Annotated in this window: 19 protein-coding genes; 15 read left to right on the top strand and 4 right to left on the bottom strand. The window is 73.6% G+C overall.

Translation table 11 applies throughout. From position 1 onward, the window contains the following. Position 1: 1 nt before the first annotated feature. Positions 2 to 739: an LON peptidase substrate-binding domain-containing protein gene (locus JNW98_RS05795; RefSeq protein ID WP_223766979.1), complete on the bottom strand. Its 738-nt coding sequence runs from the start codon at positions 737 to 739 to the stop codon at positions 2 to 4. Between the two features lie 64 nt (positions 740 to 803). Continuing rightward, positions 804 to 2,408 carry an oxidoreductase gene (locus JNW98_RS05790; RefSeq protein ID WP_223766978.1) on the bottom strand — a complete coding sequence of 535 codons (1,605 nt, stop codon included), beginning with the start codon at positions 2,406 to 2,408 and terminating at the stop codon, positions 804 to 806. Positions 2,409 to 2,653: 245 nt separating this feature from the next. Between JNW98_RS05790 and hisD the strand changes: the two genes are divergently transcribed. From hisD to hisF, 8 genes are read left to right on the top strand one after another with little or no spacing between them, the layout of a single operon-like run. After that, a complete protein-coding gene (hisD, locus tag JNW98_RS05785) occupies positions 2,654 to 3,979 on the top strand; it encodes a histidinol dehydrogenase (protein WP_223766977.1) in 1,326 nt (441 codons plus the stop codon). After that, positions 3,976 to 5,079 carry a histidinol-phosphate transaminase gene (locus JNW98_RS05780; RefSeq protein ID WP_223766976.1) on the top strand — a complete coding sequence of 368 codons (1,104 nt, stop codon included), beginning with the start codon at positions 3,976 to 3,978 and terminating at the stop codon, positions 5,077 to 5,079. Before hisD ends, JNW98_RS05780 begins: the two co-directional genes overlap by 4 nt. Beyond that, complete coding sequence (gene hisB, locus JNW98_RS05775) at positions 5,076 to 5,672, top strand: imidazoleglycerol-phosphate dehydratase HisB (protein ID WP_004955323.1); 597 nt, start codon at positions 5,076 to 5,078, stop codon at positions 5,670 to 5,672. Before JNW98_RS05780 ends, hisB begins: the two co-directional genes overlap by 4 nt. Next, positions 5,669 to 5,836 (top strand): CG2302 family histidine operon protein, encoded by a 168-nt coding sequence (locus JNW98_RS05770; protein ID WP_223766975.1) that lies wholly within the window; start codon positions 5,669 to 5,671, stop codon positions 5,834 to 5,836. The genes hisB and JNW98_RS05770 overlap by 4 nt, the downstream gene beginning before the upstream one ends. Then, positions 5,833 to 6,468 (top strand): imidazole glycerol phosphate synthase subunit HisH, encoded by a 636-nt coding sequence (gene hisH, locus JNW98_RS05765; protein ID WP_223766974.1) that lies wholly within the window; start codon positions 5,833 to 5,835, stop codon positions 6,466 to 6,468. The genes JNW98_RS05770 and hisH overlap by 4 nt, the downstream gene beginning before the upstream one ends. After that, positions 6,465 to 7,190 (top strand): bifunctional 1-(5-phosphoribosyl)-5-((5-phosphoribosylamino)methylideneamino)imidazole-4-carboxamide isomerase/phosphoribosylanthranilate isomerase PriA, encoded by a 726-nt coding sequence (gene priA / locus JNW98_RS05760; RefSeq protein WP_223766973.1) that lies wholly within the window; start codon positions 6,465 to 6,467, stop codon positions 7,188 to 7,190. The genes hisH and priA overlap by 4 nt, the downstream gene beginning before the upstream one ends. Then, positions 7,187 to 7,591, top strand: a complete 405-nt coding sequence (locus JNW98_RS05755) for a RidA family protein (protein WP_223766972.1) — start codon at positions 7,187 to 7,189, stop codon at positions 7,589 to 7,591. The genes priA and JNW98_RS05755 overlap by 4 nt, the downstream gene beginning before the upstream one ends. Then, a complete protein-coding gene (gene hisF, locus JNW98_RS05750; RefSeq protein WP_223766971.1) occupies positions 7,588 to 8,343 on the top strand; it encodes an imidazole glycerol phosphate synthase subunit HisF in 756 nt (251 codons plus the stop codon). The genes JNW98_RS05755 and hisF overlap by 4 nt, the downstream gene beginning before the upstream one ends. A 186-nt stretch (positions 8,344 to 8,529) precedes the next feature. On the opposite strand, the gene JNW98_RS05745 is transcribed toward hisF, so the two are convergent. Continuing rightward, positions 8,530 to 9,162 (bottom strand): TIGR03085 family metal-binding protein, encoded by a 633-nt coding sequence (locus JNW98_RS05745; RefSeq protein ID WP_223766970.1) that lies wholly within the window; start codon positions 9,160 to 9,162, stop codon positions 8,530 to 8,532. A 53-nt stretch (positions 9,163 to 9,215) separates the two neighbouring features. Beyond that, positions 9,216 to 10,103, bottom strand: coding sequence for a hypothetical protein (locus JNW98_RS05740; RefSeq protein ID WP_223766969.1), 888 nt, complete (start codon positions 10,101 to 10,103; stop codon positions 9,216 to 9,218). A gap of 64 nt (positions 10,104 to 10,167) precedes the next feature. Here JNW98_RS05740 and hisI point away from each other — a divergent pair, with 64 nt between their 5' ends. The 7 genes from hisI to trpM all read left to right on the top strand — a co-directional run bounded on the left by hisI (position 10,168) and on the right by trpM (position 14,950). After that, the gene (hisI, locus tag JNW98_RS05735) at positions 10,168 to 10,587 is read left to right on the top strand and encodes a phosphoribosyl-AMP cyclohydrolase (RefSeq protein WP_223766968.1); all 420 of its coding nucleotides are present in this window, start codon (positions 10,168 to 10,170) and stop codon (positions 10,585 to 10,587) included. Between the two features lie 11 nt (positions 10,588 to 10,598). Next, positions 10,599 to 12,146, top strand: a complete 1,548-nt coding sequence (locus JNW98_RS05730; protein WP_223766967.1) for an anthranilate synthase component I — start codon at positions 10,599 to 10,601, stop codon at positions 12,144 to 12,146. A gap of 43 nt (positions 12,147 to 12,189) precedes the next feature. Next, positions 12,190 to 12,840, top strand: a complete 651-nt coding sequence (locus tag JNW98_RS05725) for a TIGR02234 family membrane protein (RefSeq protein WP_223766966.1) — start codon at positions 12,190 to 12,192, stop codon at positions 12,838 to 12,840. Between the two features lie 150 nt (positions 12,841 to 12,990). Beyond that, positions 12,991 to 13,233, top strand: a complete 243-nt coding sequence (locus JNW98_RS05720) for an HGxxPAAW family protein (protein ID WP_223766965.1) — start codon at positions 12,991 to 12,993, stop codon at positions 13,231 to 13,233. A gap of 146 nt (positions 13,234 to 13,379) precedes the next feature. Continuing rightward, positions 13,380 to 13,832 (top strand): DUF2752 domain-containing protein, encoded by a 453-nt coding sequence (locus JNW98_RS05715; RefSeq protein ID WP_223766964.1) that lies wholly within the window; start codon positions 13,380 to 13,382, stop codon positions 13,830 to 13,832. Positions 13,833 to 13,980: 148 nt separating this feature from the next. Beyond that, positions 13,981 to 14,790, top strand: a complete 810-nt coding sequence (gene trpC, locus JNW98_RS05710) for an indole-3-glycerol phosphate synthase TrpC (RefSeq protein WP_223766963.1) — start codon at positions 13,981 to 13,983, stop codon at positions 14,788 to 14,790. 7 nt (positions 14,791 to 14,797) lie between these two features. Beyond that, positions 14,798 to 14,950, top strand: coding sequence for a tryptophan biosynthesis modulator TrpM (gene trpM / locus JNW98_RS36510; protein WP_372459168.1), 153 nt, complete (start codon positions 14,798 to 14,800; stop codon positions 14,948 to 14,950). The last annotated feature ends 81 nt before the right edge of the window (positions 14,951 to 15,031 follow it).

Below are 15,031 nucleotides of genomic sequence, written 5' to 3'. Positions count from 1 at the left end.
CTCAGTTGGGACTCGTCGGCTGCCGGGTGAAGTCCACCGCGGGCAGCGAGGGGAGCTTACCGATCAAGGCGGTCTCTGCGCGCAGCAGCTTCAGCTCCTCCGCCAGCCGGGAGGCCGTGTCGGGCGCCTGGAGGAGCCGCTGCTTGGCGGGGACGTCGAGCATGGCGGCCGAGGCGACCAGGTACGACAGCACGGACGGCTCCTCGGGGATGTCCTGCCGGCCGGCCAGGGTCCGCTCGCTGGCTCCCGCCAGCCGCTTCTGGTAGGCGCGGAACGCCCGCAGCACCCCGGAGGCGAGCGCTCCGGCGCCCTCGCCGGGACGTTCCTCCAGCTCCTCGGTCTCGCCGGTGAGGAACGGGCCGGAGGCGTCCACCGACAGCAGCCGGAACCGGGTCGTCCCGGTGGCCAGGACCTCGTACGTGCCGTCCGGGCGCTCCCGCAGGGTTGCGGCCTCCGCGACGCAGCCGACGGCGTGGAACGCGGCCAGCGGGTCCGGGCCGAAGCCCGTCGCCGGGCCCGGTTCCGGCCGGGTCTCGGCCGGCAGGCCGGGGGCGCTGTGCGCCACCTCGAAGCCGTCGCGGATGGCCACGACGCCGAACCGGCGGGGGGCGTCCTCGGGCAGCTCCGCGAGGTGCCGCATCATCGCGCGGTACCGCTGCTCGAAGACGTTCAGCGGCAGGACGAGGCCCGGGAACAGCACCGAGTTGAGGGGGAAGATCGGGAGGCGCGCGGTGGTCACAGCCGGTAAGCCTAGGCCCTGCGGGGGCGGGAGCGCTCCCCTCCGTCGCGTCTCCGGACCTTCGTCACTGCCGTCGCAGCAGCCGCGACGCGCCCGCCGCGACCGTCGTCGCCAGCACCCAGCCGACCAGCACCAGCGCCGCCGCCAGCCACTGCCCGGCCCCGGTGGTCTTCCACACCGCGCCCTGCCCCAGGTCGACGACGGGCAGCAGCAGGTCGAGGGTGTAGAGCGCGGCGTTCCAGGTGGGCGACCCCTCCTGGGGTTTCACCGGGGGGAGCGGGTGGCGGGCGAACCAGAGGGTGCCGAGCGCCCAGAGCACGGCCATCCACAGCGCCGCACGGCCGGGGCGGTAGCCGTAGGCCACCGTCCAGTCCTGGAGGTACCCCCACGCCTTCCCGGCCACCGGCAGCGTCTCGCGGCGGCGGCGCTGCTTGGCCAGCAGTACCGCCCGGGCGTCGGTGTCCTCGCCGCTGTCCCGCAGCGACGCGGCCAGACACTCGTACGGCTCGGGGGCGTACTCCGGCGTCGCCGCCGCCACCCACTCCAGCCGCCGGGCCAGCGGGAACGAGCCGTGCGGTATCAGCGTCTCGTACGAGAACCCGGCCATGACCAGCCCGCCGGGCCCGGGCCAGCTCTCCCACCGGTCGACGAGGTTGACCACCCGCCCGCCGGACAGCACCACCCGCCCGTGCTCCGGCCGCTGCCCGAGGAAGCGCAGCTCCGGCGTCTGGATCCGGCGCAGCGACACCTCCTGGCCGTCGGAGAGCACCAGCCGCGCCCCGCTCAGGTCCAGCGCGTCCCCGAACCGCCCGTCGTCCAGTCGCATCCCGCCCTCGCAGCTGAAGTTCCGCAGCCGCGCCCCGTACGCCGGGCCGGTCGGGGAGATCCCGTACGGGGGCGTGGCGCCCGCCACCACCGGGCCCTCCTCGGCGGCGGGCGTGAGGTAGACGGTCCGCTCGACGGTGAGCTGCGGGGCGTTGAGCGCCCGCCGCCCGAAGGGGTTGCTCAGGGTCGTGCCGCGCAGGCTGAGCGAGGCGCCTATCTTCGCGCCGCGCAGGCTCAGCTCCCCGTACGCGCGGGCCAGCTCGGCCTGGAGGTCCTGGCCGACGGTGAGGCCGTCGGCGGCGATGCACACCCCGCGCCGGTCGCGGCGGACCACGGCCTGGTTGAGCAGCAGGTCGGTGCCGACCCGGGCGTCGGTCAGCCGGATCCCGCGCCGGACGACGCAGCGCGGCAGGTGCAGGTCGCCCTCGGTGCTCAGCCGGGCGGCCTCCAGCCGGGGGAGGGCGCAGCCGACCAGGCGCAGGGTGGTGAAGCGGCTCTCCGGCAGCAGGAGCTGCTGTTCGAAGCGGCAGTTCCGGAGCTCGACGTAGGGGACCACCGTGCCGCCGGAGAGGTCCAGCAGGCCGGTGACCTGCACGCCGTTGAGCTTGAGGGCCGGCACCCGGCCGGGTAACGCGGGCGGGCCGTCGAGCAGCAGCAGCGCGATCACCCGGGCCCGTACGCTGCGCTCGGGGCCCCAGGTGTACGGGCCGTCGGGGTCGTTCCACTCGGGGTGCGGGGTGCGCAGGTCGTGGGTGGTGCCGGAGCGGAAGGCCTGCCACATGCCCAGTTCGGCGGGGGTGAGCTCCAGGCCGGGGGGCGGATCTCCGTCGGGCGACGCGGTCACGGTTCCCCTCCTCTCGAACGCTCGGGCGGCGCCGGACGTCTGTGACTCCCGTGGCGCCGGACGTGCGTACTGGCTCGATTCCCGGTGGGTGACCCCTTGAACACGCAGCGTGCGAGGACTTTGACGGGCGCCCGTCAAGGACGTCCCGTGGTGCGTGCGGCGGAGTGAAGATCCATTCCCGGCCGGCGTATCACTGGGTGGTACGGAGAGCCGTGCGGTGGGACGGGTCTGAGACAATTGGCCATGTGATCTCCCGAATCGATCTGCGCGGCGGAGCCGTCACCGACGGCGTCATCGACTGCGACCTGCTGCCCCGAGCCGAACTCGACGTCGAGGCCGCCCTGGAGAAGGTGCGGCCCATCTGCGAGGACGTGCATCATCGGGGAACGGCGGCACTGATCGACTACGCGGAGAAGTTCGACGGCGTCACCATCGACCGGGTGCGCGTCGCGCCCGAGGCGATCGGGCGCGCCCTGGCGGAGCTGGACCCGGCGGTCCGCGCCGCCCTGGAGGAGTCCATCCGCCGCGCCCGCCTCGTCCACCGCGAGCAGCGCCGCACCGACAAGACCGTCACCGTCGTCCCCGGCGGCACGGTCACCGAGCGCTGGGTGCCCGTCGAGCGCGTCGGCCTGTACGTGCCGGGCGGCAACGCCGTCTACCCGTCGTCCGTCGTGATGAACGTCGTGCCCGCGCAGGAGGCCGGGGTCGCCTCGCTGGCCGTGTCGTCCCCGCCGCAGAAGGACTTCGGCGGGCTCCCGCACCCCACCATCCTCGCCGCCTGCGCCCTGCTCGGCGTCGACGAGGTGTACGCGGCCGGCGGCGCCCAGGCGATCGCCATGTTCGCCTACGGCACCGACGAGTGCCGCCCCGCGCAGCTGGTCACCGGCCCCGGCAACATCTGGGTCGCCGCCGCCAAGCGGCTGCTCAAGGGCCGCATCGGCATCGACGCCGAGGCCGGCCCGACCGAGATCGCGATCCTCGCCGACGACACCGCCGACGCGGCGCACGTCGCCGCCGACCTGATCAGCCAGGCCGAGCACGACACGCTGGCCGCCGCCGTCCTCGTCACGCCCTCCGAGGCGCTCGCCGAGGCCGTCGAGGCCGAGCTCAAGACCCAGGTCGCCGCGACGAAGCACGTGGAGCGGATCACCGAGGCGCTGGCCGGGCGGCAGTCCGGCATCGTCCTCGTCGACGACCTCGACCAGGGCCTCGCCGTCGTCGACGCCTACGCCGCCGAGCACCTGGAGATCCAGACCGCCGACGCCTCCGCCGTCGCCGCCCGGGTCCGCAACGCCGGTGCGATCTTCGTCGGCCCGTACGCGCCCGTCTCCCTCGGCGACTACTGCGCCGGCTCCAACCACGTCCTGCCCACCGGCGGCTGCGCCTGCCACTCCTCCGGCCTGTCCGTGCAGTCCTTCCTGCGCGGCATCCACGTCGTCGACTACAGCCGCGACGCGCTCGCCGACGTCACCCACCACGTGGTGACGCTGGCGGAGGCCGAGGACCTGCCGGCGCACGGCGCGGCGCTCAAGGCGCGGTTCGGATGGAAGGTTCCTGGTAAGAGCGCGTGACCGGCATCGACGAACTCCCCATCCGGGACGAACTGCGCGGCAAAACCCCGTACGGCGCGCCGCAGCTCGACGTCCCCGTCCGGCTGAACACCAACGAGAACCCCTACCCGCTGCCCGAGGCCCTGGTCGCCCGGATCGCCGAGCGCGTCGCCGAGGCCGCCCGACACCTCAACCGCTACCCCGACCGGGACGCGGTCGAGCTGCGCACCGCCCTGGCCGCGTACCTCACCCGCACCGGCGGGCACGAGGTCGCGTGCGCCAACGTGTGGGCGGCCAACGGCTCCAACGAGGTCCTCCAGCAGCTGCTGCAGACCTTCGGGGGGCCCGGGCGCACGGCGATGGGCTTCGAGCCCTCGTACTCGATGCACGCCCTGATCTCCCGCGGCACCGGCACCGGCTGGCTCGCCGGGCCGCGCCGGGACGACTTCACCATCGACGTGGACGCGGCGGTCGAGGCCATCGCCGAGCAGCGTCCCGACGTCGTCTTCGTCTGCTCGCCCAACAACCCCACCGGCACCGCCGTCGACGCGGAGACCGTGCTGCGGCTGTACGACGCGGCGCAGGCGGCCAAGCCGTCGATGGTCGTGGTCGACGAGGCGTACGGCGAGTTCAGCCACCGCCCGTCGCTGCTGCCGCTGATCGAGGGCCGGCCGCACCTCGTCGTCTCGCGGACGATGTCCAAGGCGTTCGGCGCGGCCGGGCTGCGGCTGGGCTACCTCGCCGCCGACCCGGCGGTGGTGGACGCCGTGCAGCTCGTCCGGCTGCCGTACCACCTGTCGTCCGTCACCCAGGCGACCGCCCTCGCGGCGCTGGAGTACACGGACACGCTGCTCGGCTACGTCGAGCGGCTGAAGTCCGAACGGGACCGCCTGGTCACCGAGCTGCGGGCGATGGGCTGCGAGGTCACCGCGTCCGACGCGAACTTCGTCCAGTTCGGGGTGTTCGAGGACGCCCACGCCGCCTGGCAGGCCATTCTCGACCGGGGCGTCCTGGTCCGGGACAACGGCGTGCCCGGCCGGCTGCGGGTCACCGCGGGCACCCCCGAGGAGAACGACGCGTTCCTGGACGCGGTGCGCGCCGTCATGAAGGAGAACCGATGAACCACCGCGTGGGTCGCGTCGAGCGGACCACCAAGGAGACGTCCGTCCTGGTCGAGATAGACCTCGACGGGACCGGGCAGGTCGACGTGTCGACGGGTGTCGGCTTCTACGACCACATGCTCGACCAGCTTGGCCGGCACGGGCTGTTCGACCTCACCGTCAAGACCGACGGCGACCTGCACATCGACACCCACCACACCATCGAGGACACCGCCCTCGCGCTGGGCGCCGCCTTCCGGCAGGCGCTCGGCGACAAGGTGGGGATCTACCGCTTCGGCAACTGCACGGTCCCGCTGGACGAGTCGCTGGCCCAGGTGACCGTCGACCTCTCCGGCCGGCCGTACCTGGTGCACACCGAGCCCGAGAACATCGCGCCGATGATCGGCACCTACGACACGACGATGACCCGGCACATACTGGAGTCCTTCGTCGCCCAGGCGCAGATCGCGCTGCACGTCCACGTGCCGTACGGGCGCAACGCGCACCACATCGTGGAGTGCCAGTTCAAGGCGCTGGCGCGGGCGCTGCGGTACGCGTGCGAGCGCGACCCGCGCGCCGCCGGAATCCTCCCGTCCACGAAGGGTGCGCTGTGAACGGCCTCTCCACCGCCCTGATCCTGGTCGGGCTCTTCCTCGTCGGCGGGATCATCTCCTTCGCCAAGCAGGGGATGCCTAAGGGCGTCATCGTGCTGCTCGGCATCGGGGCCGCGATGGCCCTGACCGCCGGTGTGATGCGGATCGAAAGCCTGTGGTCATGAGCAAGAAGGTCGTCGTCTTCGACTACGGGTTCGGCAACGTCCGGTCGGCCGAGCGGGCCCTCGCGCACGTCGGCGCCGACGTCGAGATCACCCGCGACTTCGACCGGGCCATGAACGCCGACGGCCTCCTCGTCCCCGGCGTCGGCGCGTTCGCCGCCTGCATGCGGGGACTGCGGGACGCGCGCGGCGACTGGATCGTCGACCGGCGGCTGTCCGGCGGCCGGCCCGTGATGGGCATCTGCGTCGGCATGCAGGTCCTCTTCGCCCGCGGCGTCGAGCACGGCGTCGAGACCGACGGCCTGGACGAGTGGCCCGGCACCGTCGAGCCGCTCAAGGCCCCGGTCGTCCCGCACATGGGGTGGAACACCGTCACCCCCGCCGAGGGCTCCGCCCTCTTCGCCGGGCTCGACGCGGAGACCCGCTACTACTTCGTGCACTCCTACGCCGTCCGCGACTGGAGCCTCGTGGTCACCAACGAGGCCATCAAGCCGCCCCTGGTGACCTGGGCCGAGCACGGCGAGCCGTTCGTCGCCGCCGTCGAGAACGGGCCCCTGTGGGCCACCCAGTTCCACCCCGAGAAGTCCGGTGACGCCGGATCCCAGCTCCTCACCAACTGGATCGGAACCCTGTGACCAAGCTCGAACTCCTCCCCGCCGTCGACGTCCGCGACGGCCAGGCCGTACGCCTGGTCCACGGCGAGTCGGGATCCGAGACCTCGTACGGCGACCCGCTGGCCGCCGCGCGGGCCTGGCAGCAGGCCGGCGCCGAGTGGCTCCACCTCGTCGACCTGGACGCCGCCTTCGGCACCGGCGACAACCGGGCGCAGATCGCCGAGGTCGTCCGGGCCATGGACATCAAGGTCGAGCTGTCCGGCGGCATCCGCGACGACGCCTCGCTGGCCGCCGCCCTCGCCACCGGCTGCACCCGCGTCAACCTCGGCACGGCGGCCCTGGAGACCCCCGAGTGGGTCGCCAAGGTCATCGCCGAGCACGGCGACCGGATCGCCGTCGGCCTCGACGTCCGCGGCACCACCCTGCGCGGCCGCGGCTGGACCCGCGACGGCGGCGACCTCTACGAGACGCTCGCCCGCCTCGACTCCGAGGGCTGCGCCCGCTACGTCGTCACCGATATCGCCAAGGACGGCACCCTCCAGGGGCCCAACCTGGAGCTGCTCAAGAACGTCTGCGCGGCCACCGACAAGCCGGTCGTCGCCTCCGGCGGCGTCTCCTCCCTTGACGACCTGCGGGCGATCGCCAGTCTGGTACCGGAGGGTGTCGAAGGCGCGATCGTGGGCAAGGCCCTCTACGCGAAGGCGTTCACCTTGGAAGAGGCCCTGGAGGCAGTGTCCGTATGAGTGAGACCCCGGCCCCGCAGCGCGTGCAGACAGACAGTCCCTGGGAAGCGACGATCGGCTTCGCACGTGCCGTGGCGGCCGGGGACCGGGTGCACGTCGCCGGCACGATGCCGCTGGTGGACGGCGTCCTCGTCGGCGAGGGCGACCCGTACGAGCAGGCCCGGGCCGCCTTCTCCAACGCGCTCGCCGCGCTGGAGGAGTTCGGCCTCGGCCCCGAGTCCGTTGTGCGCACCCGGATGTACCTGACCCACGCGCGGGACGTGGACGCGGTCGGCCGCGCCCACAAGGAGCTCTTCGACGGGGTCCGGCCCGCCGCGACCATGGTCGTCGTGTCCGGCTTCGTCGACTCGCGCGTCCTGGTCGAAGTAGAAGTAGAAGCTTTCAGAGGAGCATCGGCGTGACCCTCGCCGTCCGAGTCATCCCCTGCCTCGACGTGGACAACGGCCGCGTCGTCAAGGGGGTCAACTTCCAGAACCTGCGCGACGCGGGCGACCCCGTCGAGATGGCCCGCGTCTACGGGCAGGAGGGCGCCGACGAGCTCACCTTCCTCGACATCACGGCCTCCTCGGGTAATCGCGAGACGACTTATGACGTGGTCCGGCGGACCGCCGAGCAGGTTTTCATTCCGCTGACCGTGGGCGGGGGGGTCCGGACCGCCGACGACGTCGACAAGCTGCTGCGGGCCGGGGCGGACAAGGTCGGGGTCAACACGGCGGCCATCGAGCGGCCGGACCTCGTGCGGGAGATCGCGGAGCGGTTCGGGCGGCAGGTGCTGGTGCTGTCGGTCGACGCTCGGCGGACTTCGTCCGGGTCCTTCGAGGTCACCACGCATGGGGGGCGGCGGGGGACCGGGCTCGACGCGGTCGAGTGGGCGCATCGGGCGGCGGAGTTGGGGGCGGGGGAGATCCTGCTCAACTCGATGGATGCGGACGGGACGAAGGACGGGTACGACACGGAGATGATCGCCGCTGTGCGGCGGCATGTCTCCGTGCCGGTCATCGCGAGTGGTGGGGCCGGGAAGCTTGCCGATTTCGCGCCGGCGGTTTCGGCGGGGGCCGATGCGGTGCTTGCGGCTTCCGTCTTTCACTTCGGCGATCTGCGGATCGGGGAGGTCAAGGGGGCGCTGCGGGATGCGGGGCATCCCGTGCGGTGAGTTTTGCCCCAGTCCCGCCCCTTCGCCGATTCCCGGGGGCGAGCCCCCGGACCCCCTGAAACCGCGCTTCGCGCGGTTGTCCTCAAACGCCGGACGGGCTGATTCTTCAGCCCGTCCGGCGTTTGAGGACAAGGGGGTCTGGGGCGCAGCCCCAGGAAACGGTGAAGGGGCGGGGCTGGGGATCCCTCAAAGCCCCAGCCGCGCAGCCAGCAGCTTCGCCTTGGCGACCTCGTCGCCTTCCAGCTCCACCCGCGCAGCCGCCTGCCGCCCGAAGGCGAAGAGCGTCAGCTCACCGGGCTCACCGGTGACCGTCACCACCGGGACGCCCCGGTTGCCGACCGCCGTACGCCCGTCCGGACGCCGGAGGACGACGCCGACAGGCGCCTTGCGGCCGAGGACGCGGGCCATCTTCTCCAGGCGGGACCAGAGCGCGTCGGCGAAGACGGGATCGAGCTCCCGCGGCGTCCAGTCGGCCTGGGCACGCCGCACGTCCTCGGTGTGGACGTAGAACTCGACCGTGTTCGCCGCCTCGTCGATCTGCTTGAGGGCGAACGGCGAGGTCCGCGGCGGCCCGGTCCGGATGAGCTGGACGAGCTCCTCGTACGGCTTGGCGGCGAACTCGGCCTGGACCCGTTCCAGGCGGGCGGCCAGCGGTTTGAACAGGACGCCCGCCGCGGCGTCGGAGCGGCGCTCGCGCACCACGACGTGCGCCGCGAGGTCGCGGGCGCTCCACCCCTGGCAGAGCGTCGGGGCGTTCGGGCCCGCGGTCTCCAACAGATCCGCGAGGAGCAGGCGTTCGCGCTGTGCGTGGGTCGACATGGCGGCAGCCTACGGTCGGCGCCGCCGCCGTGCCACGGCGCCGCGCCCGTCGGCTACTCGGGCAGTGGTGCCGTCAGCTTGGCGCCGCCCGGCTTGTCGCTGCGGGCGATCCAGCAGGTGACCCGGCGCTCACCGGTGAGCAGGTACGTCCGCTCGTTGGGGTAGAGCGCGAAGTAGTAGTACAGGCGGCCGTCGTTCACGGCGCGGAGCCGCTTCTCGGCGTCCGGCTTGCACAGGCCCCGGGCCTTCTCCTGGATGTCCGTCTCGGTCAGCAGGCCGTTGCTCAGCGTCCGGTTGGTGATCGCCTCGCCGTCGTGACTGCCGGAGCAGGACTTCTTCTCCACGCGGGTGACCGACGGGGTCATCGCCGGGTGGTCGAAGCACTCGCCGGGCTTGACGACGACCATGGGCACCACGATCGACGACGAGCCGGAGGGCGACGGTTCGGCGGAGGACGACGGCGGGCCGGGTATGTCCGGCAGGGTCGGTATGGGGGACGGTCTGGACGTCGGGGCGTCGCTCGCCGTGGCGCTGGGTGTGGACGTGCCCTTGGCGGCGGGCTTGGGGTCGTCGCTTCCCGAGTCCTTGGTGGCGAAGATGACGCCGCCCACGATCAGGCCGACCACCAGCACCGCGCCGACCACGATGGCGGCGACCTTCGCCCCGCCGCCCCCCGAGGGCGGCGGGGCCATGCCGGGCTGCGACCCGTACGGGCCGTATCCCGGAGGCTGGTTCTGGCCGTACGGGTTCTGCGGGCCCTGCCCGTAGGGGCCGGGCTGACCGCCGTACGGGGGCTGCTGGCCGCCGGGGCCGGGCTGCCCGTCACCGTACGGCGGGGGTTGCTCCGGGGGCGGTCCGAAGCCCGTCGGCGGTCCGAAACCGCCGCCGCCCCCGGGCGGCTGCGGCGGGTTGGAGGGAGGGGGAGGAGGCGGTGAGGTCATGACGGAAGCATGCCGTATCCGTCGGACATCCATGCGACCGGTCCAAGAGCGGCACAATGGCTCCATGAACGGCAACGCCCTTTCCAGTTCCGAGCCTCCGCGGGATTCCGCGCCCGCCACTCCCGCCGCCCCCGGCAGCACCGCGCTCGATCCCGCCGTCGCCGCGCGCCTCAAGCGCACCGCCGACGGCCTGGTGCCGGCCGTCGCCCAGCAGTACGACACCGGCGAGGTGCTGATGCTCGGCTGGATGGACGACGAGGCGCTGCACCGCACCCTCACCACCGGCCGGTGCACCTACTGGAGCCGCAGCAGGAACGAGTACTGGGTGAAGGGGGACACCTCCGGCCACGTCCAGCACGTCAAGTCCGTGGCCCTGGACTGCGACGGGGACACCCTCCTCGTCAAGGTCGACCAGACCGGCCCGGCGTGCCACACCGGGACGCGCACCTGTTTCGACGCCGGAGACCTGCCGCTGGGCCAGTAGGCTCCGCTGCCATGGCTGCCACCACCGCTTCCGGGCCCGCTCAGGTTCCCGACGCCGACACCTTCCGCGCGCTGGCCAAGGACCGCCGGGTCATCCCGGTCACCCGGCGCTTCCTGGCCGACGGCGACACCCCCGTCGCCCTCTACCGCAAGCTCGCCGCCGAGCGGCCGGGCACGTTCCTGCTGGAGTCCGCGGAGCAGGGCCGCAGCTGGTCGCGCTATTCGTTCGTCGGCGTCCGCGCCGCCGCCACCCTCACCGCCCGCGACGGCGCCACCCACTGGCTGGGCACCCCGCCCGTCGGCGTGCCCACCGACGGCGACCCGCTGCGCACCCTGCGGGCCACCGTCGAGGCGCTGCACACCCCGCGCGACCTGATCGAGGACGCCGGGCTGCCGCCCTTCACCGGCGGCATGGTCGGCTACCTGGGCTACGACGTCGTCCGCCGGCTGGAGAGGATCGGCGACCACCACGGGGAGCGGGACGGCCTCGGGCTGCCCGAACTCACCATGCTGCTCACCTCGGACCTCGCCGTCCTCGACCACTGGAACGGCACGGTCCTGCTGATCGCCAACGCGATCAACCACAACGACCTGGAGACGGGCGTCGACGAGGCGTACGCGGACGCCGTGGCCCGCCTCGACGCGATGACCGCCGACCTGCACCGGCCCGTCCCCACCCACCCCACCGTGCTGCCCTCCGCCGAGCTGCCGGAGTTCACCGCCCGCTGGGGCGGGGCCGACTACCAGGCGGCCGTCGAGGACATCAAGGAGCGGATCCGGGCCGGCGAGGCGTTCCAGGTCGTGCCCTCGCAGCGGTTCGAGACGCCGTGCGCCGCCTCCGCGCTGGACGTCTACCGGGTGCTGCGGGCGACCAACCCGAGCCCGTACATGTACCTGTTCCAGTTCGACGGCTTCCAGGTCGTCGGCTCCAGCCCCGAGGCGCTGGTGAAGGTCGAGGACGGGCGGGCCATGGTCCACCCCATCGCCGGCACCCGCCCGCGCGGCGCCACCCCACAGGCCGACGCCGCCCTCGCCGAGGAGCTCCTCGCCGACCCCAAGGAGCGCGCCGAGCACCTGATGCTCGTCGACCTCGGCCGCAACGACCTGGGCCGGGTGTGCGAGCCGGGCACCGTCGAGGTCGTCGACTTCATGTCGATCGAGCGCTACAGCCACGTCATGCACATCGTCTCCACCGTCACCGGCCGCCTCGCCCCCGGCCGGACGGCGTTCGACGTACTCACCGCCTGCTTCCCGGCCGGCACCCTCTCCGGCGCGCCCAAGCCCCGGGCCATGCAGATCATCGAGGAGCTGGAGCCGTCCCGCCGCGGCCTGTACGGCGGCTGCGTCGGCTACCTGGACTTCGCCGGGGACTCCGACACCGCCATCGCCATCCGCACCGCCGTGCTGCGCGACGGCACCGCCTACGTCCAGGCGGGCGCGGGCGTCGTCGCCGACTCCGACCCGGTCGCCGAGGACACCGAGTGCCGCAACAAGGCCGCCGCCGTGCTGCGGGCCGTCCACGGCGCCGCCCGGCTCACCCGCCCGGGGGCACCGGCGTGACCCCGGCTGCGCGGCACGCACGGGCGCAGGGGATAGTGGAAGGGTGAGCGCAGCCGTACCCCACCCCCGCACCCGCACCGAGCCAGGACCCGGCCGGAGCGCCCGGCGCAGCGTCGGCGCCGCCCTGTTCCTGACCGCCGTCGGCGCCGCGCTCGTGCTGCTCGCCGGCGGCCGGACCTGGGTCGAAGGCACCGCGGCGGGCGCCCAGGACGCCGCCCGCGAGCACGCCACCGGCCAAGACGTCACCGGCCTGCCCGGTGCCCTCGCCATCGTCGGGCTGGCCGCCCTCGTCGCGGTCTTCGCCGTACGCCGGGCCGGCCGGACGCTGGTCGCCGGCGTGCTGGCGCTCAGCGGCGCGGGCGTCGTCGCCGGCAGCCTGCTGGGCAACTCCGACACGCAGGCCCTGGAGGAGAAGGCCGCCAGGACCACCGGCCTCTCCAGCGCCACAGTCGAGCACGTCAGCCACACCCCGTGGCCCTGGGTGGCCCTGGCCGGCGGCGTCCTGCTGCTGCTCGCCGGGCTGCTCGCGCTGCGCTACGGCCGGCACTGGCCCGCCATGGGCGGCCGGTACGAGCGCGACGGCACCCCGCGTCCCCGCCGCCCGCGCCGGGCGCCGGACCCGGAGCGGCCCGAGGAGATCTGGAAGGCCCTCGACCGGGGGGAGGACCCCACCGGCGACGCGGCGCACCGGTAGCCCCCGCCGGGCGGTCCCCCGCCGGTCCCACGCTCGCCTCACGCCCACCCCACGTCGAGACGGTCACAGGCCGTCAGGGACAATGACCGCGAGGGTCATGCGCCGCCCGCAGGCGCGATTCGGCGACCCCCAGCAACGAGGAGTCAAGTCATGTCGGGTCAGGTACACCACGGACAGACCCCGGCCGCCTGGACCGGTGTCATCATTTCCTTCATCGGCTTCTGCGTCGCCAGCGCGTTCATCGTGATGGCCAAGCCGGTCGGCTTCTGGGCCGGGGTCGGCGTCATCCTTCTCGGCGCGGTCGTCGGCGGCATCATGCGCCTCATGGGCCTCGGCCAGGCCCCCAAGATGGGGTCGAAGCCCAAGGCCGAGGCGCAGCCGCAGAACGCCTGACCGGCGGTCCCCGCACCCGCACCACCCTCGCGCGAAGGCGCGGCCCGGATCCCGTACCCGATCACCCTGGTCATCCTGACCGGCCTGGTCATCCGTACGGGCGTTCCGGGCCGCGCCTTCGCGCGTGTCGGCGGACACTGGACGGCGTGAGGGAGCCCCCTTCCGGCACCGGCACCGGCCCAGGTCGTCGGGCCACCGCGCCGTCCCTCCGCCGGCTGGGCGCGCCGCTCGGCGTCGCCGCGGGGCTCGGCGCGGCGGCGGTCCTGGTCCGGACGGTCGATCCGAACGAGCCCGGCCACTACCCCGTCTGCCCGCTGCTCCGCCACACCGGCCTGCTCTGCCCGGCCTGCGGCGGCCTGCGGGGGCTGCACGCCCTGCTGCGCGGCGACCTCCCCGCCGCCCTGCACGCCAACGCCCCCGCCGTCCTGGGCTACGCAGTCTTCGCCGTCCTCTGGGCGGTCTGGTGCGTCCGCGCCGTGCGCCACGACGGCGGGCTGCCGCTGGCCCTGCGGCCGGCGCACTGGTGCGGGATCGGCCTGCTGGTGCTGGTCTTCACCGTGGTGCGGAACCTGCCCTGCGGGGCGCTGCTCGCCCCGTGATCCCGGGTGGCCGGCGGCCGGTCCGCGACGCCGCCGTCAACCGGATGCGCGACCCGCGCCCGACGGCAAGTACCATCACAGTGTGCTGGTGGGACGAGTACGAACCGCATCAGCCCAGATCATCCGAGCCCGGAAGGGGGCCGCCCGCGTGAGTGTGCTCGACGAGATCATCGACGGAGTCCGTGCCGACCTCGCGGAGCGGCAGGCGCGCGTCAGCCTCGACGAGCTCAAGGAGCGGGCCGCGAAGGCCCCGCAGGCCAGGGACGGGGCCGCCGCCCTCCGCGGCGAGAACGTCTCCGTCATCTGCGAGGTCAAGCGCTCCAGCCCGTCCAAGGGCGCGCTGGCCGCCATCGCCGACCCGGCGGGACTGGCCGCCGACTACGAGGCCGGTGGCGCCTCCGTCATCAGCGTGCTGACCGAGCAGCGCCGCTTCGGCGGCTCGCTCGCCGACCTGGAGGCCGTCCGCGCCAAGGTCGACATCCCGGTCCTGCGCAAGGACTTCATCGTCACCGCCTACCAGCTGTGGGAGGCCCGCGCCTACGGCGCCGACCTCGCGCTGCTGATCGTCGCCGCCCTGGAGCAGGAGGCCCTGGTCTCCCTGATCGAGCGGGCCGAGTCCATCGGGCTCACCCCGCTGGTCGAGGTGCACGACGAGGACGAGGTCGAGCGGGCGGTGGCCGCCGGCGCCCGCGTCATCGGCGTCAACGCCCGTGACCTGAAGACGCTGGAGGTCGACCGTGGCACCTTCGCCCGCGTCGCCCCCGAGATCCCGGACGGCATCGTCAAGATCGCCGAGTCCGGGGTGCGCGGCCCGCACGACCTCATCGCCTACGCCAACGACGGCGCCGACGCGGTGCTCGTCGGTGAGTCCCTGGTGACCGGCCGTGATCCCAAGGCGGCCGTCGCCGACCTGGTCGCCGCCGGCGCCCACCCGGCCCTGCGGCACGGCAGGAGCTGAGGACGGCATGACCGCGTACGCGCGTCTGGCCCGGGGGTGCCGCCCCCGGGGCTGCCGCGCGCCGGCGCGGCGGGCGCGTGGCCGCAGGGTGCGCTACCACATCGGGTGCGAGCCCGGACAGATCAACGGGCGCCGATGGCGCGGGACCGCTCAGCAGTAGCCGGTCCCTTCGGCGAGCGTGCGCGGGGTGTACTCCCGTCCCGCCGTGCCCGTCGCCCTTTTCTGTCACAGGAGTACCTCC

The organism is Streptomyces huiliensis (assembly GCF_020037025.1).
Classification (GTDB): domain Bacteria; phylum Actinomycetota; class Actinomycetes; order Streptomycetales; family Streptomycetaceae; genus Streptomyces; species Streptomyces huiliensis.
Note: the sequence above shows the minus strand (reverse complement) of the source record. Positions and strands in the feature narration are given on the sequence as shown.